Annotated in this window: 23 protein-coding genes and 1 pseudogene; 17 read left to right on the forward strand and 7 right to left on the reverse strand. The window is 54.3% G+C overall.

The features are described from left to right. The first annotated feature begins 399 nt into the window (after nt 1–399). From GEI7105_RS0106060 to GEI7105_RS0106070, 3 genes are all read left to right on the forward strand, one after another. A complete protein-coding gene (locus tag GEI7105_RS0106060; RefSeq protein WP_017659583.1) occupies nt 400–1497 on the forward strand; it encodes a hybrid sensor histidine kinase/response regulator in 1098 nt (365 codons plus the stop codon). A gap of 98 nt (nt 1498–1595) precedes the next feature. Next, nucleotides 1596–3560, forward strand: coding sequence for a heavy metal translocating P-type ATPase (locus GEI7105_RS0106065; protein WP_017659584.1), 1965 nt, complete (start codon nt 1596–1598; stop codon nt 3558–3560). A gap of 107 nt (nt 3561–3667) precedes the next feature. After that, nucleotides 3668–4972, forward strand: coding sequence for an LCP family protein (locus GEI7105_RS0106070; RefSeq protein WP_245555379.1), 1305 nt, complete (start codon nt 3668–3670; stop codon nt 4970–4972). Nucleotides 4973–5329: 357 nt separating this feature from the next. On the opposite strand, the gene GEI7105_RS0106080 is transcribed toward GEI7105_RS0106070, so the two are convergent. The 3 genes from GEI7105_RS0106080 to GEI7105_RS29290 all read right to left on the reverse strand — a co-directional run bounded on the left by GEI7105_RS0106080 (nt 5330) and on the right by GEI7105_RS29290 (nt 7882). After that, entirely contained in the window at nt 5330–5533 is a 204-nt protein-coding gene (locus GEI7105_RS0106080) for a hypothetical protein (RefSeq protein WP_017659587.1), read from the reverse strand. Between the two features lie 255 nt (nt 5534–5788). Beyond that, nucleotides 5789–6553, reverse strand: a complete 765-nt coding sequence (locus GEI7105_RS0106090; RefSeq protein WP_017659589.1) for a DUF6816 family protein — start codon at nt 6551–6553, stop codon at nt 5789–5791. Between the two features lie 72 nt (nt 6554–6625). Next, entirely contained in the window at nt 6626–7882 is a 1257-nt protein-coding gene (locus GEI7105_RS29290; RefSeq protein WP_144053689.1) for a D-alanyl-D-alanine carboxypeptidase, read from the reverse strand. A 78-nt stretch (nt 7883–7960) separates the two neighbouring features. Between GEI7105_RS29290 and plsX the strand changes: the two genes are divergently transcribed. From plsX to rfbB, 10 genes and pseudogenes are all read left to right on the forward strand, one after another. Then, nucleotides 7961–8971, forward strand: a complete 1011-nt coding sequence (gene plsX / locus GEI7105_RS0106100) for a phosphate acyltransferase PlsX (RefSeq protein WP_026097469.1) — start codon at nt 7961–7963, stop codon at nt 8969–8971. 158 nt (nt 8972–9129) lie between these two features. Then, a complete protein-coding gene (locus tag GEI7105_RS0106105) occupies nt 9130–10134 on the forward strand; it encodes a beta-ketoacyl-ACP synthase III (protein ID WP_017659592.1) in 1005 nt (334 codons plus the stop codon). A 167-nt stretch (nt 10135–10301) separates the two neighbouring features. Further along, nucleotides 10302–11183 carry an ACP S-malonyltransferase gene (gene fabD / locus GEI7105_RS0106110; protein WP_017659593.1) on the forward strand — a complete coding sequence of 294 codons (882 nt, stop codon included), beginning with the start codon at nt 10302–10304 and terminating at the stop codon, nt 11181–11183. 576 nt (nt 11184–11759) lie between these two features. Further along, entirely contained in the window at nt 11760–12398 is a 639-nt protein-coding gene (locus GEI7105_RS0106120) for a lysophospholipid acyltransferase family protein (protein ID WP_017659595.1), read from the forward strand. 86 nt (nt 12399–12484) lie between these two features. Next, nucleotides 12485–13225, forward strand: coding sequence for a 6-phosphogluconolactonase (pgl, locus tag GEI7105_RS0106125; RefSeq protein ID WP_017659596.1), 741 nt, complete (start codon nt 12485–12487; stop codon nt 13223–13225). Between the two features lie 90 nt (nt 13226–13315). Then, nucleotides 13316–13462 (forward strand): annotated as a pseudogene (locus GEI7105_RS40955) (double zinc ribbon domain-containing protein); the annotation flags it as partial. Continuing rightward, on the forward strand, nt 13463–13912 hold the full coding sequence (locus tag GEI7105_RS40960; RefSeq protein WP_445958299.1) for an FHA domain-containing protein: 450 nt from the start codon (nt 13463–13465) through the stop codon (nt 13910–13912). A gap of 87 nt (nt 13913–13999) precedes the next feature. After that, entirely contained in the window at nt 14000–14434 is a 435-nt protein-coding gene (locus GEI7105_RS29295) for an FHA domain-containing protein (RefSeq protein WP_245555380.1), read from the forward strand. Next, nucleotides 14431–15342 (forward strand): type IV pilin-like G/H family protein, encoded by a 912-nt coding sequence (locus GEI7105_RS33185; protein WP_017659599.1) that lies wholly within the window; start codon nt 14431–14433, stop codon nt 15340–15342. The genes GEI7105_RS29295 and GEI7105_RS33185 overlap by 4 nt, the downstream gene beginning before the upstream one ends. Nucleotides 15343–15435: 93 nt before the next feature. After that, nucleotides 15436–16518, forward strand: a complete 1083-nt coding sequence (gene rfbB, locus GEI7105_RS0106145; protein WP_017659600.1) for a dTDP-glucose 4,6-dehydratase — start codon at nt 15436–15438, stop codon at nt 16516–16518. Between the two features lie 31 nt (nt 16519–16549). Here the strand turns inward: rfbB and GEI7105_RS0106150 are convergent, their stop codons facing one another. After that, the gene (locus GEI7105_RS0106150; RefSeq protein WP_017659601.1) at nt 16550–17047 is read right to left on the reverse strand and encodes a hypothetical protein; all 498 of its coding nucleotides are present in this window, start codon (nt 17045–17047) and stop codon (nt 16550–16552) included. A gap of 630 nt (nt 17048–17677) precedes the next feature. Here GEI7105_RS0106150 and GEI7105_RS0106155 point away from each other — a divergent pair. Then, nucleotides 17678–17911: a hypothetical protein gene (locus GEI7105_RS0106155; protein WP_144053690.1), complete on the forward strand. Its 234-nt coding sequence runs from the start codon at nt 17678–17680 to the stop codon at nt 17909–17911. Between the two features lie 12 nt (nt 17912–17923). Here GEI7105_RS0106155 and GEI7105_RS0106160 read toward each other — a convergent pair whose 3' ends face one another. Beyond that, a complete protein-coding gene (locus GEI7105_RS0106160) occupies nt 17924–18376 on the reverse strand; it encodes an ATP-binding protein (RefSeq protein WP_342662815.1) in 453 nt (150 codons plus the stop codon). 49 nt (nt 18377–18425) lie between these two features. Here GEI7105_RS0106160 and GEI7105_RS0106165 point away from each other — a divergent pair, with 49 nt between their 5' ends. Continuing rightward, nucleotides 18426–19583 carry a PP2C family protein-serine/threonine phosphatase gene (locus GEI7105_RS0106165; protein ID WP_017659604.1) on the forward strand — a complete coding sequence of 386 codons (1158 nt, stop codon included), beginning with the start codon at nt 18426–18428 and terminating at the stop codon, nt 19581–19583. 43 nt (nt 19584–19626) lie between these two features. On the opposite strand, the gene GEI7105_RS0106170 is transcribed toward GEI7105_RS0106165, so the two are convergent. Continuing rightward, nucleotides 19627–19956, reverse strand: coding sequence for an STAS domain-containing protein (locus tag GEI7105_RS0106170; protein ID WP_017659605.1), 330 nt, complete (start codon nt 19954–19956; stop codon nt 19627–19629). A 394-nt stretch (nt 19957–20350) separates the two neighbouring features. Here GEI7105_RS0106170 and gap point away from each other — a divergent pair, with 394 nt between their 5' ends. After that, nucleotides 20351–21367 (forward strand): type I glyceraldehyde-3-phosphate dehydrogenase, encoded by a 1017-nt coding sequence (gene gap / locus GEI7105_RS0106175; protein WP_017659606.1) that lies wholly within the window; start codon nt 20351–20353, stop codon nt 21365–21367. Nucleotides 21368–21637: 270 nt separating this feature from the next. On the opposite strand, the gene GEI7105_RS0106180 is transcribed toward gap, so the two are convergent. After that, on the reverse strand, nt 21638–22399 hold the full coding sequence (locus GEI7105_RS0106180) for an ABC transporter ATP-binding protein (protein ID WP_017659607.1): 762 nt from the start codon (nt 22397–22399) through the stop codon (nt 21638–21640). A gap of 529 nt (nt 22400–22928) precedes the next feature. On the opposite strand from GEI7105_RS0106180, the gene GEI7105_RS0106190 reads away from it, so the two are divergent. Then, nucleotides 22929–25400 carry an ATP-dependent Clp protease ATP-binding subunit gene (locus GEI7105_RS0106190; protein WP_017659609.1) on the forward strand — a complete coding sequence of 824 codons (2472 nt, stop codon included), beginning with the start codon at nt 22929–22931 and terminating at the stop codon, nt 25398–25400. Nucleotides 25401–25845: the final 445 nt, after the last annotated feature.

Consider the following 25845-nt stretch of genomic DNA (forward strand, 5'->3'; position numbering starts at 1 on the left):
AATTGACTTATATTGCACTGCGATCGCTATGTATACTGGATTTCAGTACATTTCTCAGGAAACGTTCGCCTCTCAAAAATAATCTAGATTCGAGCAACTGACGGACTGTTTGAGACTCCAAGACTCATTGCTTGAAAAAATAAGACTTTGTTTTTTGTCGATCGCGATCGAAAAAACAAAGTCTTCGAGCGAAAATACCTAAAATATGGGTCTTCTGGGTCTGTGATGAAAACTGTATCCTAGACCACATAAAATTCAAGCTACAATCGCTGAAACCCTTGGTATTACGTTATCTAGACACAAAAAATCACCATATATCCCGAAGATTCTAAAATATTCGACAAACCGAACATAAAACTCAATAAAAACAGAAAACCAACATTTTGAGAGATCGAAAAAATGACGAAATATCAAAAGATATTAATTGTTGAAGACGAACTGATTGCCGCCCATAACCTCGCAGAAGATGTCGAATCTCTCGGGTATAGGGTTGTTGGCATTCTCAAAACTGCGGAGGAAGCCATCGATCGCGTTCGTTGCGATCCGCCAGATTTAGTCTTAATGGATATCAAACTGAAAGGAGATCTCACGGGAATCGAAGCAGCCGAACTCATCCGACAAACGGGAATTCCCATTATTTTCTTAACAGCGTTTAGCGATAATACTACCCTCGATCGCGTTCTCGAGACAGGAGCGTATGGATATCTAACAAAACCCGCCAAAATAGAAGATATAAAAACGACGATCGCCATAGCCATAAAAAAACAAATAGAGACTAAAAAAATAGAAGGTTTACTACAAGAACAAACTCAAGTCAACCAACTTAAATCAATATTTCTATCGACTGTTGCACACGATCTACGCATTCCCCTCACACAAATTTTAGGATCGCTTGAAATTATTCAATATTACGATCGCAAACTCGATGAAGCGAAAAAAGCCAAACATTTCGGTCGTATCAAAAACGCGATCGATTCGATGCGAAACCAACTCGAAGAACTACTAACCGTCAATCGTGCCGAGTCCGGGCGGCTTCCCTTCAATCCTCAACCGACCGATGTATTCGCGTTATTGAACGAGGCGATCGATAACTTTCAACAGAGTACGGACGGGCGAAATCCCATTTACTTGACATCCGAAGGCGATTGCTCGTCAGTTGCTGTCGATACAACGCTGATCGAACATATTTTGTCTAATTTAATTTCCAACGCCATTAAATATTCTCCACCCAACAATCCCATCGAAATTAACCTGCACAGCCACAGCGATCGCCTCGTGGTGACAGTGAGCGATCGCGGCATCGGAATGCCGTCAGACTTCCTCGACAAACTCTTTCAACCTTTCGAGCGTGCCTCCAACGTCGGTAACGTGAAAGGGGTGGGTGTGGGCTTGTACGTCGTCAAACAAGCCGTCGAACGCCACGGCGGAGAAATTTTCGCTCAAAGCGCGATCGGCGAAGGTACGCAGTTTACAGTGATTCTCCCCGTCTCCCGCTAAGAAGATGCCAGAACCTCGCAGAGCGACGCTTAACGTTTCGGACTCTTTCTCTTAAAATCTGAATAACTGTTCAATTGTTGTTTTCGAGGAAAATTTTGATGAAGACGTCCGCGAAACCCACCACAGACTGCTGTAGCTGTCACGGCACAACCGACACCCACCCCGCATCGCATCAGCGCAAAAAACGGCGAGAAATCTGGCTTCTCGCGGGGGTTAGCCTGTGGTTTGCCGTGGGACTAGCACTCACCGGAAACGAGGTCTTAACGGGAATCTGGACGCCTGCGTGGTTTCTCCCAGCGTATTTCATCGTCGGCTGGGACGTTTTGAAAACTGCCGGACGCCACATCGTGCGCGGTCGAGCGTTCGACGAAACCTTCTTGATGAGCGTGGCGACCCTCGGAGCGATCGCCATCGACGCCGCCCCAGAAGCCGTAGGCGTAATGCTGTTTTACCGAATTGGCGAAGCCGTCCAAGAGTTCGCCGTCGATCGCTCTCGAAACTCGATTCGATCGCTCTTAGAAGTGCGTCCAGACGTCGCTCGTGTCAAAACATCAGAAGGATTTCAATCAGTCTCACCAGAAGTCGTCGAAGTCGGCACCGAAATCTTCATCAAACCCGGCGAACGAATTCCCCTCGACGGCGAAGTGTTGTCTGGAAACAGCTATCTCGACACGTCTGCCCTAACTGGGGAGTCCGTACCGCGATCCGTCGAAGCGGGCGATCGCGTCCTAGCCGGAACCATCAACCAAAGCGGGGCGTTAACCGTGCGCGTCACCCAACCCTTCGGCGAATCCTCCATCGTGCGAATTTTAGAACTCGTCGAAAACGCCCGCCACCAGAAAGCCCCCACCGAAACCTTTATGAGACGGTTCGCCCGTCGTTACACTCCCTTCGTCGTGGGATTAGCCCTGGCGATCGCGACGCTTCCGCCGCTGTTTTTACCCGAAGCCACCTTTATCGAATGGGGCTATCGGGCGTTAATTCTGCTCGTCATATCTTGTCCCTGTGGGTTGGTGATTAGCATTCCCTTGGGATACTTCGGCGGCGTCGGCGGTGCAGCGAAACAGGGGGTGTTGGTCAAAGGATCGGTATTTCTCGATCGCCTCGCCGAGTTACACACCGTCGTTTTCGACAAAACCGGAACCCTCACCGAAGGCTCCTTCGAGGTAACGCAGGTGCGGCCTGCCGACGGTTGGAACGCCGAGGAGGTATTGCAATGGGCGGCGCTGGCAGAATCTCACTCGACCCATCCGATCGCCCGATCCATCTGTCGCGCCGTCTCCGATCGCACTTCTGAGATGACGTTTGAGATGACGTTGAGCGACTATCAGGAAATTTCCGGTCGTGGGGTACGCGTGACGGCCGCAGACAGTGAAGGGATCGAAAGAGCGATCGCCGTTGGAAGCGATCGCCTGTTCGAGTCGGCGAACTTTCCCCCCTTCGCGTCGGCCGGAACGGGCGTGCGCGTGGCGATCGACGGTCGCTATATCGGCGACATCGTCGTGTCCGATCGCCTGCGAGAAGACGCAGCAGCCACCGTATCGCAGTTAAAACAGTTGGGGGTCGATCGGATGGTGATGTTGACGGGGGACAGGCGATCGGTCGCAGAATCGATCGCCAAAGCGATCGGCATCGACGACGTGCGAGCCGAACTGCTACCTGAAGATAAAGCCAACGCGCTCGACGAGGTGTTTCGCGACTTAGCCTCGACGGAAACAGGAACCGTGGCCTTTGTCGGCGACGGTATCAACGACGCCCCAGCCATTGCCCGAGCGGACGTGGGCGTGGCCATGGGCGGATTGGGGTCGGACGCTGCCATCGAAACCGCCGATGTCGTGTTGATGTCCGACGCGCCCTCAAAACTGGTCGATGCCGTGCGTTTCGGCCGTCGCACCCGCCGCATCGTCTGGCAGAACATCGCGATCGCTCTGGGGGTCAAAGGTATCGTTATTCTCTTAGGGGCGTTGGGGTTTGCAACCCTCTGGGAAGCCGTCTTTGCCGATGTCGGGGTCGCCTTAATCGCGATCGCCAACGCCACGCGAGCGTTATACCGTGCAGAGTGAAGAACGTCCTCACGTCCAAGAAAGCAGCGATCGCTCTCGAGAGATCTGCCCCACCGATCGCAGAAGTGGCAAAATCGAAATATCGTTCGACGCCAAAGGAAACAGCGGTGAAAGTATCCCCGTCTCGACCCGGAAACGTTTCCGCCCTGCTGTGGTGGAGTGTTATCGCCACCGTCACTATTTTGACCTCTGCCATTTTGGGGGCGGTTGCAGCCTTAGTGATGCCTGCCTCTTCCTTCGTTCGCTCTCCGTGGCGTCAAGGGCGACTGTGGGACAATTTCGGGTACGAACTCTCGCGTCCGGTTAACATTCTCGTGTTGGGGGTCGATCGCGACCCGGAAATCGCCGACGATTCCCCCAATCTCTTTCGCGGACGTAGCGATACGGTGTTGGTGATGCACTTCGACCCCAACGACGACAGCCTCAATGTCGTCTCTGTTCCTCGAGACACGCAAGTCGAACTGCCCGATTATGGAGTTGCCAAACTCAACCAAGCCAACGCCATCGGTGGCGTCGCACTGGCTGAAGCCACGGTTCGAGGCTTGACGAACGACTTGAGCGTCGATCGCTACGTGCGCGTCAATACAGAAGCTCTCGTCGAACTCGTGGATATGCTGGGAGGCGTCGAGGTGTTCGTTCCCTATCCCATGTCCTATCTCGATCGCACGCAGCAACTCGTTATCGATCTCGATCCCGGTTGGCAACTCCTCGACGGCAGACAAGCCCAGCAGTTCAGTCGTTTCCGTCAAGGGCGTTATGGGGATGTCGGACGAGTCCAGCGACAGCAAATCCTCATTGAAGCGTTGCGCGATCGCCTGACTAACCCCACGGTGATTCCTCGCATTCCGGCGATCGTGCGCGTGATGCAGAAGTATGTCGATACGAACCTTACGCTCGAGGAAATGGTGGCCTTGGCTGGATTTGGCGTGCAACTCGACCCACAGCAGTTTCGCATGGTTTTGCTGCCGGGACGTTTCAGTACCGCTACTGAGTCTGATAGCAGTTACTGGCTGATCGATACTGAACAACGCGATCGCATTGTGGCGGAATTTCTCGATCGCACGCCATCGGATGCTTTTATCGATCGACCGAGTTCTCAAGCGGCTTTTAACGAAACGCCCACTCGACCTCGCATTGCGATTCAAAACGCCAGTGGCGACCCTCAAACGGTCGATCTCGTGCGATCGAAATTGCAACAACTCGGGTTTAGTGAGATTTACGTCGCTCCCAACTGGAACGAGGTGCGCCGTCATACGGCAATCGTCGTCCAAACGGGCGATCTCGAGGCGGCTCGACGGTTGCAAGGTGCGTTGGGATTCGGAAACATCGAGTCTCTTTCGACTGGCGATCTCGATTCCGATCTGACGCTACGGGTCGGTTCCGACGCGCGATCGGCGATCGAACGCTGGTGATGCGTGCATAAGTCGGTTCGACCTCAAAATTAGATCGTTCTCGACTTTTATTGAATTTCTATTCAATTTTCAGATCGAGACACACCTCTCAACTGCTTCGTAAAAATTGACCCGAGCGCGTCAATTCTTCGAGCAGTTCGTTCTCGCCAGTAAGAGGTCTCAGCGAAACCGAAAATTCGACTCCACTTTCTACACTTTTGATGACCGACAGTGCGTCTCGAATTCAAGTATGAATTTCCACTGTAAAATCACCCTCAATTTCACGTTTAGGGGCGAACAGTTAAAAATTCAAAAGTTCGTCAAAGCCAAAACAAATAGCGATTTAAGACTGCCAAGAAGTCCTGTTTTCTCAGCAGTCTAGCCAATAACAGATAACTCGTTTTCAACTTTGACTTTGCCCTTGAGGATAGCCCGCAGCAATCGATCGATTGCCCGTCTTTCTTCTTCAGAGAGCGTATCGTCCAAAATAGCTGCACGTAACCCGTACCGATCGGCAACTGCAATTTTTCCAGTCGTTCGGGCCGACACGAGCATTTCGCCGATCGCTCCGGGGATGAGCATCGTTCGCTCGATCGTATATTTATGCATTCTAAAGTATGACCCGGAGAAGACACTTCTAATTGTGATTAATCGAGTGAAGGATTTCTGTGATTTACTCCATCTCTCCAACGTGAGTTCGATCGTTAGAAAATTAGATCGACCTTACAACACCACAGCGATCGCGATCGTTGCAGGTTTTGTAATTTTAGGTTAAGGGTACGATCGCAGAAGAGACGAAAACGAGAGATCGAACAGTCCATCACCTCGTAACGAGATTCACGATACGTTGTCGGTCGAGCGATCGAGTTGCAAGCGATAGCGGTACAGAGCGACCGGACGACCGTTCGCCCGAAAATAATTCGGGTCTTTCGGAGACAAATAAATCGCGGTCATTTGGTCGGACTCGATCCGAGTCGGCGACGCGCGATAGTAAACCGTCGTGGTTTCCACCTCGTTCAGATAGATTTGCGGCCGCGTGCGAAAGACTTGATACGCCACTTCCGTCGCCACAAAGCGGTCGGGATTCAGACGTTCGCTGTTTCGGCCTCGCACCACCGAAACTAACTGGCGTTTCGGCGGAATCCGCGTAATTTGGCGGTTGGGGTTGTCGGGATCGACGCGAACGGACACCTCGCTGTCGGGGCCTAAATACGCGCGAGCGATACTTTCGCCGTTGAAGGTGCGATCGGCGACAATGGGAGCGTCGGACTCACCATCAGAATTCAAACCTGACTCAGACGGCGACTGTGGCTGAAAGCGCACCTGAAACTGGAGCGATCGATCCAAATAGCGACGGTTGACCTCGTATCCCGGCGTAACGATGTCCGGGGCTAACGGTGCGATCGCTTCGACCAGCGTACTCGTTACGTCCCACGTTCCAGCCATCCACTGCGGATAAATCAAATCCCCTTTTGCCATACGGACGGGGGGTTTTCCCTGCCAGTTCGGAAACTGTGCCGCGCGATCGCCCAACTCCCCAGCGATCGCCATCGGCATCCACAGCCACCAGAGGCAAACAATCCAAACAATTCCTCGAAACACAGTTCAATAATCGATCGTTGACAGTTAACAATTGATAACGAAGCGAGATGAGGCAATTTCCCCATCACATCATCACATCACCTCATCGCCATATTGCGCCACGAGGCGATCGAGAAACTCGTCTTGAGCGCGTCGGAACGGGATGACGTAATCTTCGCCGCCATCGATCGCTGCGAACCAGACCAAACCGAGATCGCGGGTCGGAATTGCCCCCGCCAGGGCGCTAACGTTCCACAACGTCCCTGTTTTTACGATCGCCCCTTTCGGAATCCGCCGGTCTTCGAGAGTTCCCCCATCGCGGCCGGAAACGGGAAACACATCGGCAACCGTCCGACCGTCCGCAGCTAACCGACGCTGAATTGCGGCGAAGAGGGCGCAAGCCGCCCTCGGCGAGATGCGGTTGTTCTGTCCCAACCCCGAACCGTTGACGAGTTGGATTTCTGTCGGGGGAACCCCTGCCAAGCGTGCGGCCCGACGAGCGACCGTCGCCCCGCCCCCCAACTGAGTCGCCAACGTTTCAGCCATGACGTTGTTACTGTACACGTTCATCTGCTTCAAAAGGGTCAGCAGCGGTCGAGATCGATGCCGGTATAGCAATCTCCCGACGGACGGGTTGTCGTCTGCCGAGCGGACTTCCCCGAGAATATCTAACTGCGGTTTGGGAAGTGGTTTGGCAGAGTTCGCCGATAAACGCTTGTAGGCGTTTTCGAGATCCGGCGTCCACTGTCGCGCGTCGAACGCCCGTTCGAGAAGGGTTCCGGCGGCAATAGGGTCGTCTTTAAAATTCATCGAGAACGTCGAGCCAACCCTGAGATCCCCCGAGACTCGTTGAATTCCCTGCCGTTGTAACTCGATCGCCACCGCGATCGCATCTTCCCACACGAACATCGGATCGCCCCCTCCCGCGATCGCCAGATCGCCATCGAGAGTTCCGTTATTGAGGGTTCCCGTGCCATAAAAAGCCGTCTCGAAAGTGCGATCGCCGCCCCAAGTTTCCAAAGCGACGAGAGACGTAGCGACCTTCGTAATCGACGCGGCCGGTAGGGGAACCGTACCGCGATGGGATGCGAGGACGCGAGTTCCCGCTTGGAGCCAAAGTCCCTGATTTTCGGGAGCGAACCCTCGAGACGAGAGACGTCGTACATAGCGATCGACGAGCTGCTGGGCGGGTGGGTCTGTGTCAGTCGAGAACGCCAGTCCCGGCGCTTCCAACAACGGCGAGAGCGATCGCGGAGGGGGCAGCGTCGTTCCCGTCGTTTCTAACCAGAGCGCTACCGCTCCCGACGCCACCAAACTCAGCATTTTTTCCACCTCCGTCGGATGTGCCAACAGTCGTTTTCAGTCGAGTTTCTCATTGCAGTTGGAGTGGTCTGGTAAAATTTGGGAGGCTTATACAAGATTCGATCGATGGCATTGAACAGGGCAAGGATTGCAGTAGATGCGATGGGCGGAGACTATGCCCCCGATGAAATCGTTTCTGGGGCGCTGCGAGCGCACGACGAACTCGACGTGGACGTTCAGCTCGTCGGCGATCCCGAAACGATCGAAGCATCCCTAGAACGACAAGGTCTATCTTCCAATATCCAGATTATCCCCGCAGATGGGGTCGTCGAAATGCACGAAGAGGCGTTAACGGGGATTAAGCGCAAGCCCAAAGCATCCGTCAACGTTGCCATGGAGTTGGTCAAACAAGGACAAGCCGATGCTGTCGTGTCCGCCGGACATTCCGGTGCGTCGATGGCCTCGGCTCTCTTGCGCCTGGGGCGACTCCCCGGCATCGATCGCCCGGCCATCGGTGCGGTGTTTCCCACGATGGACCCCAGCAAATCCGTACTGATTTTAGACGTCGGTGCGATCGTCGATTGCCGCCCCAAATATCTCGAACAGTTCGCCCTTCTCGGCACGATTTACAGTCAATGCGTCCTCGGACGCCCCGATCCGAAAGTCGGTTTGCTCAATATTGGCGAAGAAGCCTCCAAAGGCAACGATCTCGCCGTTCGTACGTATCAAATGCTGGCCGACAACCCTCGCATTCCCTTCGTGGGGAACGCCGAAGGTCGCGACATCCTCTCGGGTAATTTCGACGTCATCGTTTGCGACGGTTTTGTCGGGAACGTTCTGTTGAAATTTGCCGAAGCGATCGGCAACGTGCTGTTGCAATTGTGTCAAGAAGAGTTGCTGCGGGATCTCGACGATCGCGATCTCTCTCATATCGCTCCCAACCTCAAACGGCTCAAACAGCGCATCGACTACGTCGAACACGGTGGGGGTTTACTCCTAGGCGTCAACGGAATCTGCGTGATCGGTCACGGTAGCTCTCACGCCATGACGATTTTCAACGCCGTTCGCTTGGCGAAAAACGCAGTAAACAACCGCGCGATCGAACGCATTCAAGAAAAGCACCTCGTCGAACAGTAAACGGACTCGACGTGAGGTTTGTCGGAGACTTTGCTCGAAAAAGAACTGGCACGACGGCCGAGTCTTCGGTTTTGCTGGCAGAACGCAGTTCTTTCTCGCCTAAAGTTCGACCCCGAAGCGAGGACGGTGAGGGATACAACATACAGATCGAGTAACAGATGACGACATTAGGTATTGCAATTACGGGTAGTGGCGGGTCGACCCCAAACACGAGATTAGATAACGATACGTTAAGCCAGATCGTAGAGACCTCGGACGAGTGGATTTCGACGCGCACGGGAATTCGCCAACGGCGTTTGGCCAGTCCAGAGATGTCTCTGTCCGAACTCGCGGCGGCTGCCGCTCAGGAGGCGTTGGAGATGGCCGGTTTGAGTCCGTCGGAGGTGGATTTGGTCGTCCTCGCGACCTCGACGCCAGACGATCTTTTCGGAAGTGCCAGTCGCGTCCAACACCGTATCGGCGCACCGCAAGCGGTCGCCTTCGATTTGACTGCGGCTTGTTCGGGATTCGTATTTGGATTGGTGACGGTCGCGCAGTTTTTGCGGACGGGGGTTTATCGTAACGCCGTGTTGATCGGTGCCGATATTTTGTCGCGTTGGGTCGATTGGTCGGATCGCCGGACTTGCGTGTTGTTTGGGGACGGTGCGGGTGCTGTCGTGTTGCAAAGGACTTCACCCGAGGACGATGGACTGTTGGGGTTCGAGTTGCGGAGTAACGGCGCGCAAAACGGTTGTCTGACGCTGGATTACAGTCATCGATCGCACGCTCTGGTCGAGAATCTCGAGGTCAGCCAGGGGAACTACAGCCGCATTGCGATGAACGGCCAAGAGATCTATAAGTTTGCGGTGAAGAAAGTTCCTGAAGCGATCGAAAAAGCCCTGTTCCGAGCGAACTTGACCAATGAAGATCTCGATTGGTTGTTGCTTCACCAGGCGAACCAACGTATCTTAGATGCCGTGGCCAAGCGGTTGAACGTTCCGAGCGAGAAGGTGATTAGCAATTTGGCTCGCTACGGAAATACGTCGGCTGCGTCGATTCCACTGGCTCTCGACGAAGCCGTGCGATCGCACCAAATTCAGACCGGCGACACGATCGCCGCCTCGGGATTTGGAGCGGGGTTGACCTGGGGGGCGGCAATTGTGAAATGGGGTGGAGCGGCTTAGGGGCTAGCGATCGCGGTTTAACGGGCGTCGCGATCGGGGTTCGTCCCGAATGTTGTAAGATGCTCGACCGGACGAGAGTTCGAGTGTAGGTTCTGTCGAACGGGTCGGCCAGAGCGAACGGGCTTTCGTCGAGCGAACGTTAATTAGAAAAGTTTGAAGTAGTGACGATGAAAACAGCTTGGGTATTTCCAGGGCAAGGGTCTCAAACGACAGGAATGGGGGTCGATTTAGCCGAACTGCCAGTGGCTGCTGAAAAATTCCAGCAAGCTGAGTCGATTTTAGGTTGGTCGGTACTCGAAAACTGTCGCACGGGCGACAATTTATCGCAAACTCTGTACACCCAACCTTGTTTGTATACGATCGAATGTATTCTCGTGGATTTGTTACGGGAGCGGGGAGAACGACCCGACGCCGTCGCCGGTCACAGTTTGGGGGAATACGTGGCGTTGTACGCCGCTGGTGCGATCGATTTCGAGACGGGGTTGAAGTTGGTCAAACGCCGTGCGGAATTGATGAACGAGGCCGAAGAAGGGTCGATGGTCGCTTTGATGAAGTTCGATCGCGAACAGTTAGACGCGGCGATCGCAGAAACGGACGGCGTGGTTCTGGCTAACGATAACAGTCCGCTTCAGGTGGTGGTTTCGGGAACTTCCGAGGCGATCGAAACGGTATTATCGAAGGTGAAAGTCCGCCGCTCGGTTCGTCTCGATGTATCTGGTGCGTTCCACTCGCCGCTGATGGAAAAAGCCGCACGAGCCTTCGATACCGTTCTCGAACCGGTGGGATTTTCGGACGCGACGGTTCCTCTGTTGTCGAACGTCGAACCGACCCCCGAAACGCAAGCCGACGCTCTGAAATCTCGCTTACAGCAGCAAATGACGGGGCCGGTTCGCTGGCGGGAAATTTCCCTCCGTCTTTCTGGTGAGGGGATCGAGCGCGTCGTCGAAGTGGGACCGGGGAAAGTGCTGACGGGATTGATCGGCCGTACTTGTACGGATTTAACGTTAGAAAATGTCGGAACGCTCGAACAGTTAAACGATCGAGGCTAAAGCTTTTTTTTGAGGATTTTGTCGGTTTTAGGGTAGAAAATCTCCACCCAGTTTACTTTTTTAGATTGAAGCGATCGCTTAAATTTAAGGGTTTTAAATCCTAAATTCTAACGCCTTAATATTTTTTGAGCGTTCGATCTACAAAATTCAAGTACTGGTTTAGTTCGATCCGAAAAGCCCCTCTATCCCCCCAATCATCCCCCCAACCATCCCCCCAACTCCCCTTTCAAAGGGGGGCGAAGGGGGGATAGGGGGCTAAGGGGGGATGTGGTGAAGACTTCTTGAAACTCAGCCTTATTGAAAGAAAACGGATTCCGTATAACTTCGTTAAAAAAGGCAGAAAAGACCCTAAAGATGGCATTATTTGATTTGAAATTCGTTTGTTTAAAACATCGATTTAAAAAATTAAATATAATTATCCAAAATCGAAAAAAACAGATCGTTCAAAAAATAAATATTCTTCCAATACAATTGGATCGATCGAGAAAAAACAATTGCATTGATTTTTGTATAAACTGTTAACAGCATTTCGTCAAATTTCCTGTCAAACCTATCCATCCAATCCAGCAATCGAACATGGGTCGAAACCGCGAACCTGGCATTAGTCTCGCCTTGTACCACCTCTTCAAATGGTCGGTGGTCAGCCCGATGTTGCACGGCTACTTTCGCGGGCGAGTATTCGGCATTGAAAACGTCCCCAAAAGCGGGCCGGTCGTCGTGGCTAGCAACCACGCCAGTTTCTTCGACCCGCCCATCGTCGCCTGTAGTGTCCGGCGTCCGGTGGCGTTCATGGCCAAAGAAGAACTATTTTCAATTCCCGTCTTCAAACAGGCTATTCAACTGTACGGCGCGTATCCCGTCAAACGAAAAGCGGTCGATCGCCAAGCCATCCGCCAAGCCCTCGACTATCTCGAAAACGGCTGGGCGACGGGGATATTTTTATCGGGAACGCGCACGCGCGACGGAAAAATCCCCCATCCCCAACTCGGGGCTGCCCTCATCGCCGCCAAAGCCCAAGCTCCCGTTCTGCCCGTTTCTCTTTGGGGAACCCAAGATATCTTTCCGTCGGGATCGAAAATTCCCAGACCCGTTCCCGTCACCGTCCGCATCGGCGAGGCGATCGCCCCTCCAGAAAACCGCGATCGCGAGACCTTACAAGCCTTCACCCAAGACTGTGCCGACCGCATCGAACGACTGCACGCTCTCGGACGTTGAGGAGGGTCTATTTTCGGGCGCAGACGAGGGTACTCTACAATCGGGACGAACACGCTCGAACGCCGCCGTTCAAACTAAAAATTCCTATGAGCAAGCACGTCGAAGTTCTTTCAAGCTCGTCGGCCCTGGTCGATCGCACCTTGCAAATCGTCGTCGAAGAAATCCACCGCGCCCTCGAACAGCGCGATCGCGCGACGGTGGTTCTGTCGGGTGGGAACACTCCCAAACCCCTTTACGAAGCCCTCGCCCAAGAAGATCTGCCGTGGTCGAAAATTTACGTTTTTTGGGGAGACGAACGTTACGTTCCGGCTGACGATCCCGCCAGCAACCAGCGTATGGCGCGTCAGACCTGGCTCGATAACGTTCCCATACCTGCCGAAAACGTTCGTCCGATGATGACCGACGGCGACAGCCCCGAAGCCGACGCTCAGCGGTACGAAGCTCAGCTGCGGGAATTTTTCGGCCTCGAACCCGGTGATTTCCCCGTGTTCGACGTCATGCTGTTGGGCATGGGGGACGACGGCCACACGGCATCGCTGTTTCCCCAGACCGATGCCCTACAAGTGTGCGATCGCGCCGTAACCGTCGGGAACAAAGACGGACAGCCACGTTTGACCCTAACCGTACCCGTGCTGAACTTGTCTCGCTGCGTTATCTTTATGGTAGCGGGCGCGAACAAACAAACAGCGCTGTCCCACGTTTTCGCACCTGACGGCGACGAAGACGCCTATCCTTCCCGGCTCGTGCAGCCCCTGAACGGGACGTTGTGGTGGCTTCTCGACCCCGAAGCCGGATCGAGTATTTCTGTTACCGATCGCCGAGGGTAATCCTTTCGGTTGTCGTTCCTCCGACAGTGTGGCTGCAAGCGGAATCTGCGATCGCGCAGCTTTCCTCTCTGTCCCGATCCTCGACACACCATGATCGTCTGCCCGAACTGTAACCATCAAAATCCTCAAGGTGCGGCTCAGTGCGAAGCCTGCTATACCCCGCTGCCTCAAGCGGATACCTGTCCCGACTGCGGGGCGTCGGTGCTAGTGGGGGCAAGCTTTTGCGGCCAGTGTGGAGTGGCTCTGGCTTGCCAAAGTTCGGGCGTCCACGCAGCGGTTCGTCTGACAAACGGTAATGCGGCTGCACTGTCGGCAGATACGGTCAACACCTGCATCGATCCCGAGACGCGAATTCAACCGTCTGCGGCTCGACTGATTCACGTCCAGACGGATACGGCGATCGCGTTGCCGCCTCATCTCGACGTGGTTCGCATTGGCAAACCGAACGATCGCCTCGCTCCCGACCTCGATGTATCGGGCTTTCCCCATTCTGAATTCGTCTCTCGCGTTCACGCCGAAATTCGTCTCGATGCCCAAAGCTATTATATTGAAGATATCGGGAGTTCTAATGGGACTTATATTAACCACTTACCGTTAGCTCGGGGCAACCGCCACCGCCTACAACCGGGCGATCGCATCGCGCTTGGCAAGGGCGATCTCGTAACGTTCGTGTTTCAACTGGTTTGAACGATCGAACGTGACTCGAATCGCCTCGGATTTTTTGTTTAGGTTGCGTCTATCTCTATCCCTCTGACCCGCGTGATTACTCTAACCTTGCTTCACCCCCATCAGCTACTTCCGCTCAAACGCTGGACGTTCGATCGCGAAACGGTCGTACGTGTCGGTCGCGCTCCGGACAATCACGTCGTTCTCTACAGTGCGGTCGTCTCGCGACATCATTTAGAACTGCGATACGAAGACCGACATTGGATGATGGTCAATTTGGGAACGAACGGCACTTATCTCGACGATAAATTGATTGCGACGAAGCAGGTCGAAGACGGCGCGATCGTTCGATTGGCACGCACGGGGCCGAAACTTCAAGTTCACGTGACCGCTCCGCCACCGCTCTCTCCAGCCAAACAACTCTTGCAAATCCTCGACAAACCGATGGCAGAAGACGAAGACCCCACGGAAAAGTGCGTCCATCACAAAACCCGCGTTTTGAAAGACAGTCCAGCGAAAGTTCCTCCCGAAAACAACAAATGATAGGTTCACTGCTGCGATCGCTCCCTCGTGATGGCTTCGGTTCGACTGGCAACGTTTCCTTAGCGGCCGTAGCGAGTCTGGTTTTGATAGGAGGTTTGGCAGCGACGGATCGCGCCCGGGCCGCCGTCCCTTCTCCCTCACCGCTCGTTCTCGCCCAAGCGAGCGATCGCAACCTTTCACGAGCTCTCTGGGGACAGTGGTTCGCACCTGGCGGCTTGGCCGGACAAGATCTAACCTTCGTTTTCACTCCAGACGGCACGCTGCATTTTATCGTGACCCTGCCACGCGGACGTATGGCCGCTCAGGAATTCAGCTATCGCGTCGCTCCCGGCTCGCCGCTCCATCTCGATCTGACTCTACCCGACGGTTCTGTCGTTCCCACCGTTGCCGAAGTGACGCCAGAGGGTCGCCTGCGGGTTCAAATCGACGGCACGAATCCCGATCGGCCACGACCGCAACAGTTGAGCGAGACCGCGACAGTCTTCGATCGCCTGTCCGATTCGACGGCGTTACCCACCTCCCTCGTCGAAGCTAACACCCTCGACGACCTGTTTACCCTCAGTCGCCGACAGCGCACCTACTATCTGGAATTTCGCACCTTTGCCGATTCGATCGCGGCGTTGAACGCTGACGTTCCCTCAGAAACTGACGATTACCGTTTCGCCATTGTCTTCGAGGGCGATCGCTCCGATAGCGTTCGCATCACTGCCACCGCCAAACGTGCCGATCTCCACAGTTTTACCAGCGGCGTGTTTATGGTTCCCAACGAACGCGGGTTAGAAATTTCGACCATGGCCGTCTGTCGCAGCGACAACCCCACCTCCGAAGCGCCGCCGATGCCGGTCCCGCCGCCGGACAGTTCGGGGGAAGTCACCTGTGCGCCGGGTTCTCATCGGATTCGCCGTTAACTCAAAACGTCCCGTTTCGAGTTATCCTCGATCGGGTTTCGATCGATCTAGAAACTCGTTAAACATTTCAGTTCAAGGAGGACTCGAACGACGATGACTCATGCAGAGCGCCAACCCCGTCGGCTGCTGGTGACGGGTGGAGCGGGATTTATCGGCTCGAACTTTACGCGCTACTGGTGCGATCGCTACCCCGGCGATCGCGTCGTCGTTCTCGATGCCCTCACCTACGCGGGCAATTTGGCCAATCTCGAAGGGTTAGCCGAAACAGGCAATTTCCGGTTCGTCCGGGGTGACATTGGCGATCGCGCCCTCGTCGATACCTTATTCGCTGAAGAACAGATCGATACTGTGGCACACTTTGCCGCCGAATCCCACGTCGATCGCTCCATCCTCGAACCCGACGCCTTCGTTCGAACCAACGTGGTGGGAACTTTTACCCTCCTCGAAGCCTTCCGTCACCACCTCGCCAACCGTTCCGACGCGAATCGCTGCCGCTTCCTCCACGTCTCTACAGACGAAGTGTACGGAAGCCTCGCCCCGGACGACCCACCGTTTTCTGAAACGACCCCCTACGCCCCCAACAGTCCTTACTCGGCCTCGAAAGCGGGCAGCGACCACCTCGCTCGCGCCTATTACCATACCTATAACCTGCCGACCGTCATCACCAACTGCTCGAACAATTACGGTCCGTACCACTTTCCCGAAAAGCTGATTCCTCTGATGTGCATCAACATCTTGCTCGGAAAACCGCTTCCGGTATACGGCGACGGGCAGAACGTTCGCGATTGGCTCTACGTCGGCGATCACTGTCGCGCCCTCGATACGGTCATCCATCGCGGACAACTGGGGGAAACCTATAATATCGGCGGTAATAACGAAGTGAAAAATATCGATTTGGTGCGGACGATCTGTCGGTTGATGGACGAGATGGCGCCAGATTTACCCGTGAAACCGAGCGAAAATTTGATTACCTTCGTCAAAGATCGTCCCGGTCACGATCGCCGCTATGCGATCGACTCGACGAAGTTGCAAACCTCGTTAGGTTGGCAACCGTCGGTGACGGTCGAGGAAGGATTGCGAAAAACCGTACGGTGGTATTTGGACGATGAGGATTGGTGGAAACCCTTGCTGTCTGAGGAATATCAGAGTTACTACGCTCAGGTGTACGGCGAGTAACGCGATTCGACAGACGGCGAGCGATCGTCAATTATCGACGATCGATTTCGGGCGAGACCGATAACCGGTACGTCCATTCGGCGCCGGGTTCCATCGTACCGACCCAAATCTCGTAGGTTCCGGCTTCCCAGTTCGTATCGTTGAGGACGGCGTCGGCGCTGTCGTGCCAATCGTCCGCACAGCGTACGGTGTTGTCTCGCGGACCGCGGACGATGAGGGTGGTGTCGCGACCGCCGCTGTCGATGGTGATGGAGAGTTCGGGAAAGTCGCGATCGAGAACGAGTTGGTAGTCGGGTAACGAGTCGCCAAATCCGACACAGAGGTTTCCATGGCGATCGCGATCGGTGACTAAACCCGGTAGCGAGACCGATCCCCCGGTGTAGCCTCGAGACACGACGGACTCTTCTGAAGAGGGTCTCAAGACGCCGAAAAAGGAGTCGTTGGCCGAAACTGCCAGACGGTTGACGACGGACAGCAGCACGACGATCGCGATGGGGTCGATAAGGGGGGCGAGGCGGTCGAAGATCACGAGCTTTAGCGGTTGGCGATCGACCTGGAGATCGACCCAACGCGCGTTCGAGTAGGTCTATCAAGATCCGTCGCAGTACTCCGCCTATACCGCGAAGCGGTTAGGGGGTGGTGAAGCGGCGGTGAGTTGAGGTGCGTCCCCTGAACAATGCGAGAGCGAGAGAAGGGGATAGCGCCGAAACGAGCCATCAAATATAATTGATAAGGTGGTAACACGCTGAAAACATACGGATAGCTCATCCAGTAGGCAGCCCAGAAGTAACGGTTAAGACACTGGCAACACGGACATCTCACGGTGGCGAACTCGGTTCGCCACCCGTGTCCTCCTGTATAGAGCATAATACCCAAAACCAAAAATCAGATCCGTCCGGCTTGGGGGCACCAAGTGGACGTAAAACAAAAAGCCTGTGGAATCGTTCTGGCGGGGACTTGAAGTTATCTGAGTTCAAGTCTAGTCAAGAGGTTGAGAAGCAGGAAATCCTTGGTGTGAACCCGGGAATCTCCCTGCATACCCGATAGGGTTGCTGGGAGAGGATGTCAACTACCCGTAGCATACTGGCAGCGGAACGTTTAGGAAACGGAACGGGGACAATTTTTCGGGCGACACATCGACGCGAGCCTCTCGAGTGGGGTGACGGTCTGTGTCGGCGATCGCGTACAATATCAAGCGTCGATGGCAGTTCGCCCGTTGAGGAGACAAGCCTTGATAGCGATCGTTTTGACCGTGGTGTTTACGTTCGTCGGATGGATCTTTTTCGTTCTTTCGATCGACGTGCCGCTCGCACTTTACAACAGTTTGCACTTGCCGCGATGGTTGGTGCTCGCCTTAGTCCTCTCCTTCGTGTCGTGGTGTTTTGGAGACTGACATCGGGGCGGATTAAGGTTCGCTCTCGTAGTATTTAAGAATAGACAGACAGTTGCGCTTGTCGTCGAGCCGTTTGTAACTCAGGCGATCGGCAATGCACTGCATCAGTTTCAAGCCACGTCCGCCCGTGGCGTGTAAGTCCGAGGAGGTCGGCAGATTGTTGAGCTTTCCTTCGAGATCGAAGGGCGGTCCGCTATCGAGAATGCGAAGTTCGAGATAGGTCGGCGTTTGCTCGAACTCGACCTCGATGGGTAGGTCGTCGTCGCCGCGATCGCGGTGGGCGTGACGTACGGCATTGGTAAATCCTTCAGCTAACGCCGTTTTACACTGTAGCCAAATTCGTTGGGGAACGGCAGGGGATTCGAGGCGGTCGAACCACTCCAAAACCCGAACTAAGGCGTTAAGATCCGTGGGGACTCGTAGAGATGCGTGCTGAGATTGGGGTGATTTACTCAAATCTTCCAACGCAATGACATCCTTGCTTGCAAGTTGACTTGTGCTATGTTTTTTATCTATGACTCCAATTTTACTGATCGATGACGACTCCACCACGCGATTGGTGTTGAAACGTGCCCTTCAGCGTCAGGGGTACGAAGTCACCGTTGCAAACAATGGGGAAGATGGAGTCCGGTTGGCGAGGGAAATCAAACCGGGCTTGATCGTGTGTGACTGGATGATGCCCGTGATGGACGGATTGGAAGTCTGCCGCCAAGTTAAAGCAACGCCCCATCTTTCGACAACCTTTTTCATTCTACTCACAGCGCGGGGAGCCGTCGAGGATCGCGTCACCGGACTCGATACGGGAGCTGACGAGTTTTTAGCCAAACCGATCGAAATCGATGAGTTACAGGCGCGAGTCCGAGCGGGATTGCGGATTCATCAGCTCAGTCAAGACTTGCGAAAGCAAAAGCAGATGCTCGAGGCGGAGTTGTCGGAAGCGGCGCGGTACGTGCGATCGCTGCTTCCGACGTCGGTGTCTCATTCGCCGGTTCGTATCGACGCCCGTTTTATTCCGTCGCAGCAACTCGGGGGCGACTGTTACGATTTTCAATGGCTCGACGAGGAATCTTTGGCGATTTACTTGGTGGATGTTTCGGGCCACGGGGTGGGGGCGGCGCTGCTGTCGGTGTCGGTTCTCAACGTGCTGCGATCGCGATCGCTGCCCCAGACGAATTTTTACGAGCCGAGCGAGGTTCTCTACGCTCTCAATCAAGCGTTTCAGACGACGACATCGGCGGATTTTTACGAAGGGAAGTATTTCACGATTTGGTACGGCGTCTACTACCGCAAAACGCGACAACTCGTCTATGCCAGTGCGGGACACCCTCCTGCGTTACTGCTGGCGAATCGGGGAGGGGCAGACGCTTCTACGACGGTCGATCGCCTCAATACGCCGAGTCTGCCGATCGGACTGTTTCCTGATGCGGACTACGAAAGTCAACGATGCGCGATCGCTCCGTCGAGTCAGCTTTATGTTTTCAGCGACGGGATTTACGAAATCCCCCAAGCCGATGGGACGGTTTGGGGACTCGATGCGTTCGCCGACTGGCTATCTCGCGAGAGCGATGGCGGTACGGTAGACTTGGAACGCCTTTTAGAGAGCGTCAAGCAGTTATCTCCCGAGCGCGCGCTGGACGACGACCTGTCGTTGCTGCAACTGACGTTTTCGTGAAAAACTATCGGTAATACCGTCAAACACTGTCTCGACTCTAGGTTTAGGGAGACGAGAGAACGTTTCGCTCGAACTCTTCGCGATCGGCGTACACTTTGAAGACGCGGTTCATACTCGTTAGCTCGAAGAGGATTTTAACTTGGTCGCTGATCGAACAGATAAACATTTTCGCGTCGGCAGCTCGAACGGTTTTGAGAGCGGAGACTAACGCCCCGAGTCCCGAACTATCGATAAAGGTCACGTCTTTCAAATCGAGCAACACGATCCTGGCACCGGCTTCTAGGCACTCGCTGATGTCGCGTCGTACCTGACTTGCTTTCACACCGTCGAGAAGACCTTCAGGTCGAACGATTTTTACCTCATCAGGGTTCATAAGACTTTGTCGATTTGGAGAGTAGGGGACACAAGGAAGGGAGTGTTTGCGGCAATCTTCGCGTGGGTCGCGATAAAGGCTTCGTCTCGAACGCCGACGGCTCGTTGGGCGACTGCGATCGTCTGGGTCGTTGAAATTGGGTGCGATCGTTATGTTCGATCTCGATAGTAAGTGAAATAGTGGGATTTCAGCAAAGCCGACACCCTAGAGTTTTTAAAACCTTTCTAAAGCCGACTCCTTCTAGAATATCTTGCCTTGGGAGTGCGATCGCTCAGCCGTGGCTCGATTTCCGCCTCGAAACTCCCTCAAATCCTGACGCTATACTAATTCCAGCTTTATTCTGTATCGTTGGTGATAGCGATATTACTAAAGCACCCACAATCGGAGGATTTTTATGGCAACCCTGAAAGTCGCCATTAACGGATTCGGTCGTATCGGACGACTGGTGTTTCGGGCGGGACTGAGCAACCCCAATATTGAGTTTTGCGGGATTAACGACCTCGTCCCCCCGAAAGCACTGGCCTATTTGCTCAAGTACGATTCGACTCACGGACGCTTCAACGGAACGGTCGAGGCGACAGACGATAGTATTGTTGTAAACGGGAAATCGATTCCCTGTTACTCGAATACCGATCCCGCTCAGCTCCCCTGGGGCGATTTGGGGGTCGAGTACGTGGTTGAATCGACGGGGCGCTTCACGACTTACGACGGGGCTTCTAAACATCTCGAGGCGGGTGCGAAACGAGTCGTCATTTCTGCACCGACGAAAGATCCCGATAAAGTTCCGACTCTCTTGATGGGGGTCAATCATGAGACGTACGACCCCAACCAACATACGGTCGTCTCCAACGCCAGTTGTACGACGAACTGTTTGGCGCCGATCGCGAAAGTCATTCACGAAAACTTCGGCTTGGCGGAAGGGTTGATGACGACGGTTCACGCTATGACTGCGACACAGCCGACGGTGGACGGACCGAGTAAAAAGGATTTACGCGCCGGACGCAGTGCGACTCAAAATATCATTCCGGCTTCGACCGGTGCGGCGAAAGCGGTCACGTTGGTTTTACCGGAATTGAACGGCCGTTTGACGGGGATGGCGTTCCGCGTTCCGACGCCGGACGTCTCGGTGGTGGATTTGACCTTTCGCACGGAACGAGCCACGAGCTACGCTGATATCTGTGCGGCGATGAAAAAAGCGGCGCAAGGAGATCTCAAAGGCGTTCTCGGGTATACGGAAGACCCGGTGGCTTCGACGGACTTTACGACCGATCCGCGATCGAGTATTTTCGATGCGACGGCGGGGATGGAACTCAACTCTCAGTTCTTTAAGGTCGTGTCGTGGTACGACAATGAATGGGGGTACTCCAATCGTACGATCGATTTGATGTTGGCGATGGCTGACAAAGCTTAGGGGTTTGAGGGTATTTTTCTCTCTTTTCTGGGGACTTTTCCTCGAATTGTTCCCCAGTCGAGATCCCCGGCATCTTGTTGGAGATGCCGGGGATCTGGCTGTCAACCCCTTAGCGGCTGTGTCGTTTAAGAGGGTTGAACAAAAAATCAAGAATATGTACGAGCGAACCCTTATAGATACACTCTCAGTATAGCTCCCCGAAGCTTCGGACGTCAACCTCTCGGACAATTTTCGATGTCGTGAAATTGTTTTTTTAAACAACGCCGGGATTTAAGAAATAGCCAGATGTAGTTCTTCTGGGTGAAGGCGATCGTGAACGACCTGTCCGTCGCGGAACCAAATCACGCGCTGCGTCAGACGGGCGACTTCCGCTTCGTGGGTCACCATGACGATGGTAATGCCCGAGGCGTTCAACTCTGCGAAAATGCCCATGACTTCCTCAGTCGTGTGGCTGTCGAGGGCGCCGGTAGGTTCGTCCGCCAGGAGTAAAACCGGTTGGTTGACGATCGCGCGGGCGATGGCCACCCGTTGCTGTTGTCCTCCCGAGAGTTGGGCGGGTTTGTTGTGGAGTCGATTTCCCAAGCCCACGCGGGTTAAGGCGTCCGTGGCGCGATCGAGTCGTTCTTGATGAGAAACGCCGCCGTAGACCATCGGTAACATGACGTTTTCTAAGGCGGTCATTTGGGGGAGCAGGTGGAATTGCTGGAAGACAAAGCCTAACTTTTGGTTGCGAACGCTGGCTAAATGGGATTCGGACAACCCAGCGACATCGACACCGTCGAGATAGTAACGGCCGTCTGTCGGGCGATCGAGACAGCCGATGACGTTCATGGCGGTGGATTTTCCCGATCCCGACGGTCCCATGATGGCGCAGTATTCGCCGGGAAAAACTTCGATCGAAACGCCATCGAGAGCGCGAACTTCTGTATTACCCGAACCGTAAATTTTATAGATTTCTTCGAGGCGAACGATCGCTCGGTGCGGAGAGGGCGAGAGGGGCGAAATCGTTTCAGTGTGCTGGGTCGAACTCATAGTCATTCGATTAAAATCGATCGAGACCGGAAACTGGGACAACAAACAGCCGAGACTTGCGATTTTTTAGCGTGAAAATCCCAGCATTCGATCGCAAACTGGACGGCAACTCGGATCGATCCCGAGGCGAACCGAGGCGGTGTCGAGGGATCTGCCACTTTCTAGATTATAGAGGCGTTAAAAATTTCCGTCTAAAATAGGGGGCGATCGCTACAGGTTTGTTTGCACCAGTCCGCGATCCTGTAATAGGCTGGGAACGAGAGCCTAGCGACTGTCGGAACCTCAAACGAGGTAAAGTTTGCCGATCGGAATAGGATCGGTCAAAACCGACCTTCGACCATTCGGCTCTCCTCACTGGGCGGTTGGCTTCGTGCCGATACATTATATTAATGTAAGTACATAAAAGTTCATAGATTCCCCCCTTTTCCCTTCGAGGCAGGTCGCTCCCGGAGAAATCGAAGTCCCCATTCCGCGACGGCACGCCTAGAGTCCCCGCAGACAACTAGCTCTACTCGATCGCACGCGAATTATGTTCGAACACTTTACAGACAAAGCTATCCGAGTCGTCATGCTGGCGCAAGAAGAGGCGCGTCGGCTCAAACACAACATGGTCGGGACCGAACAAATCCTGCTAGGTTTAGTCGGCGAGGGAAGCAGCATCGCCGCCGAAGTCCTCAACAAATTCGGCGTCAGCCGTGAAAACGCCCGACAAGAGGTCGAGCAACTCATCGGGCGCGGTTCCGGCTTCGCCTCGGCCGAAATTCCCTTCACGCCTAAAGCCAAACGGGTTTTTGAGTACGCTGTCGAAGAAGCCCGACAACTCGGCCATAACTATATCGCCCCGGAACATATTTTATTAGGACTGACTCGAGACGAAGAAGGCGTCGCGGCGACAGTTCTCCATAACTTAGGGGTCGATTTAGCGGATCTCCGTACCCAAGTGATGAAACAACTCGGGGAAGTGGCTGGGGTCGCCGTGGGCGATCGCCCCAGTGCGAAAACCGGGAAAACTGCCACCCTCGACGAGTTCGGAACGAACCTCACGCAACTGGCCGAATCCGGAAAACTCGATCCCGTCGTCGGACGCGAACGGGAGACCGAACGCCTGATTCAAATCCTAGGTCGTCGTACCAAAAACAACCCCATTCTCGTCGGCGAACCGGGAATCGGGAAAACGGCGATCGCCGAAGGATTAGCGCAGCGCATCGTCAAAAACGCCGTTCCCGAAATGCTGGAAAACAAGCAAGTCATCGCCCTGGATATGGGGTTGTTGGTGGCGGGAACGCGCTTCCGAGGCGAATTTGAAGAACGCCTGAAAAACATCGTCGAAGAAGTTCGCGGAAACGGAAACATCATCTTAGTTATCGACGAAATTCATACCCTCGTCGGTGCGGGGGCGTTAGAAGGAAGCCTGGATGCAGCGAACATCCTCAAACCGGCGTTGGCCCGAGGCGAACTGCAATGTATCGGGGCGACGACCCTCGACGAGTATCGCAAACACATCGAACGGGACGCAGCTCTCGAACGTCGGTTCCAACCGATTATGGTGGGCGAACCGACTGTTGAGGAAACCATCGAAATCCTCTTCGGACTGCGCGATCGCTACGAACAACACCACCAACTGACCATCGCCGACGAAGCCCTCGACGCGGCGGCCAAACTCAGCGATCGCTACATTAACGATCGCTTCTTACCGGACAAGGCCATCGACCTCATCGACGAAGCCGGGTCTCGCGTTCACATCGAGCATTTCAAATCGTCCCCCGCCAGTCGGGACATGAAGAAAGAACTAACTCGAGCGATTTCTGAAAAAGAAGCAGCCGTCGACGCTCAAGATTTCGAGAAAGCTGGAGAACTACGCGATCGCGAATTGGAAATCCGCCGCGAAATGGACAAACTGGCCGAAGAACGCCAGCAAAAACCCGGTCGCGTTCCCGTGGTGACGGAAGACGACATCGCCCACATCGTCGCCAGTTGGACGGGCGTTCCCGTGACGAAAATCGAAGAAAGCGAATCCGAGAAGCTGCTGCACATGGAAGACACCCTGCACCAGCGTCTCATCGGACAAGAGGAAGCCGTTCGCGCCGTCTCTCGTGCGATTCGTCGCGCCCGCGTCGGCTTGAAAAACCCCAAACGTCCCATCGCCAGCTTCATCTTCTCCGGCCCCACAGGCGTCGGAAAAACCGAACTGACCAAATCTCTGGCGGATTACTTCTTCGGGTCGGAAGAGGCTATGATTCGGCTGGATATGTCCGAATACATGGAACGTCACACTGTCTCGAAGCTCATCGGTTCCCCGCCGGGATTTGTGGGGTACGACGAAGGCGGACAACTGACCGAAGCGGTGCGTCGTCGCCCTTACACGGTCATTCTCTTCGACGAAATCGAAAAAGCTCACCCCGACGTTTTCAACCTGTTGTTGCAGATTCTCGAAGACGGACAGTTGAGCGATTCCAAAGGTCGCACGGTGGACTTCAAAAACACCCTGCTGATTATGACCTCGAACATCGGCTCTCGCGTTATCGAGAAAGGTGGCGGCGGTTTGGGCTTCGACGTGGCCGACGACCAGACAGACGCCCAGTACAACCGCATTCGCAACCTGGTGAACGAGGAGTTGAAGCAGTACTTCCGTCCTGAATTCCTCAACCGCGTGGACGATATCATCGTCTTCGGTCAGTTGAAGCGGGAAGAAATCAAGGAAATCGCCGAACTGCAACTGAAACAGGTGTTCGCGCGACTGACGGAACAAAACATCACGTTGCAAGCCACGGAAGCGTTTAAAGAGCGGTTGGTAGACGAAGGCTACGATCCGGCTTACGGGGCGCGTCCGTTACGTCGAGCGATTATGCGTCTGTTGGAAGACGTTCTGGCTGAAGAAATGCTGGCTGGAAACTTGGAAGAGGGCGACAAGGCGATCGTCGATGTAGACGAGAACGGAAACGCCGTCATTTCCAAAGACGACGCTCGCTTGAAAACCCCCGAACTCGCTGGCGTTCGGTAAAAAACAGTCACCAGTCAACCGTAGGGTGCGTGACTTGAAAAAATAGGGTGTCGTTCGTAAGACCGATCGATCTGTCACGCACCGCCAATGTACACCGCCCACAGACAAGGGTGTGTGACGCGGACAACAAAATGGCGTCGAAGTTATTCCCGCGTCACGCACCTTTGACGGCGAACAACGCCATAAAAAAAGGGGCGGTGCGTTCCGGCAGATTCAAGCTTTACGTTAAAAGCCCAAGATCGATAGACACCGGAACGGGTGCATCTCAATTTCGTAGAACGACCCCTCCGCGCCTCGACTGAGCGCTCGCCGAACGTCCTTCGACACCTCCCCTTACTAACGGGACTTAAACGGTAAAAAAGGTAAAATAAAAGCAAAACCCTTGACTGACAAGGATTTAAGGTGGAGAGTGTCCCCATGAGAGAGACCACCCCAGCCGCTATGC

It is taken from the genome of Baaleninema simplex PCC 7105 (genome assembly GCF_000332355.1).
Lineage (GTDB): Bacteria > Cyanobacteriota > Cyanobacteriia > Cyanobacteriales > Geitlerinemataceae > Baaleninema > Baaleninema simplex.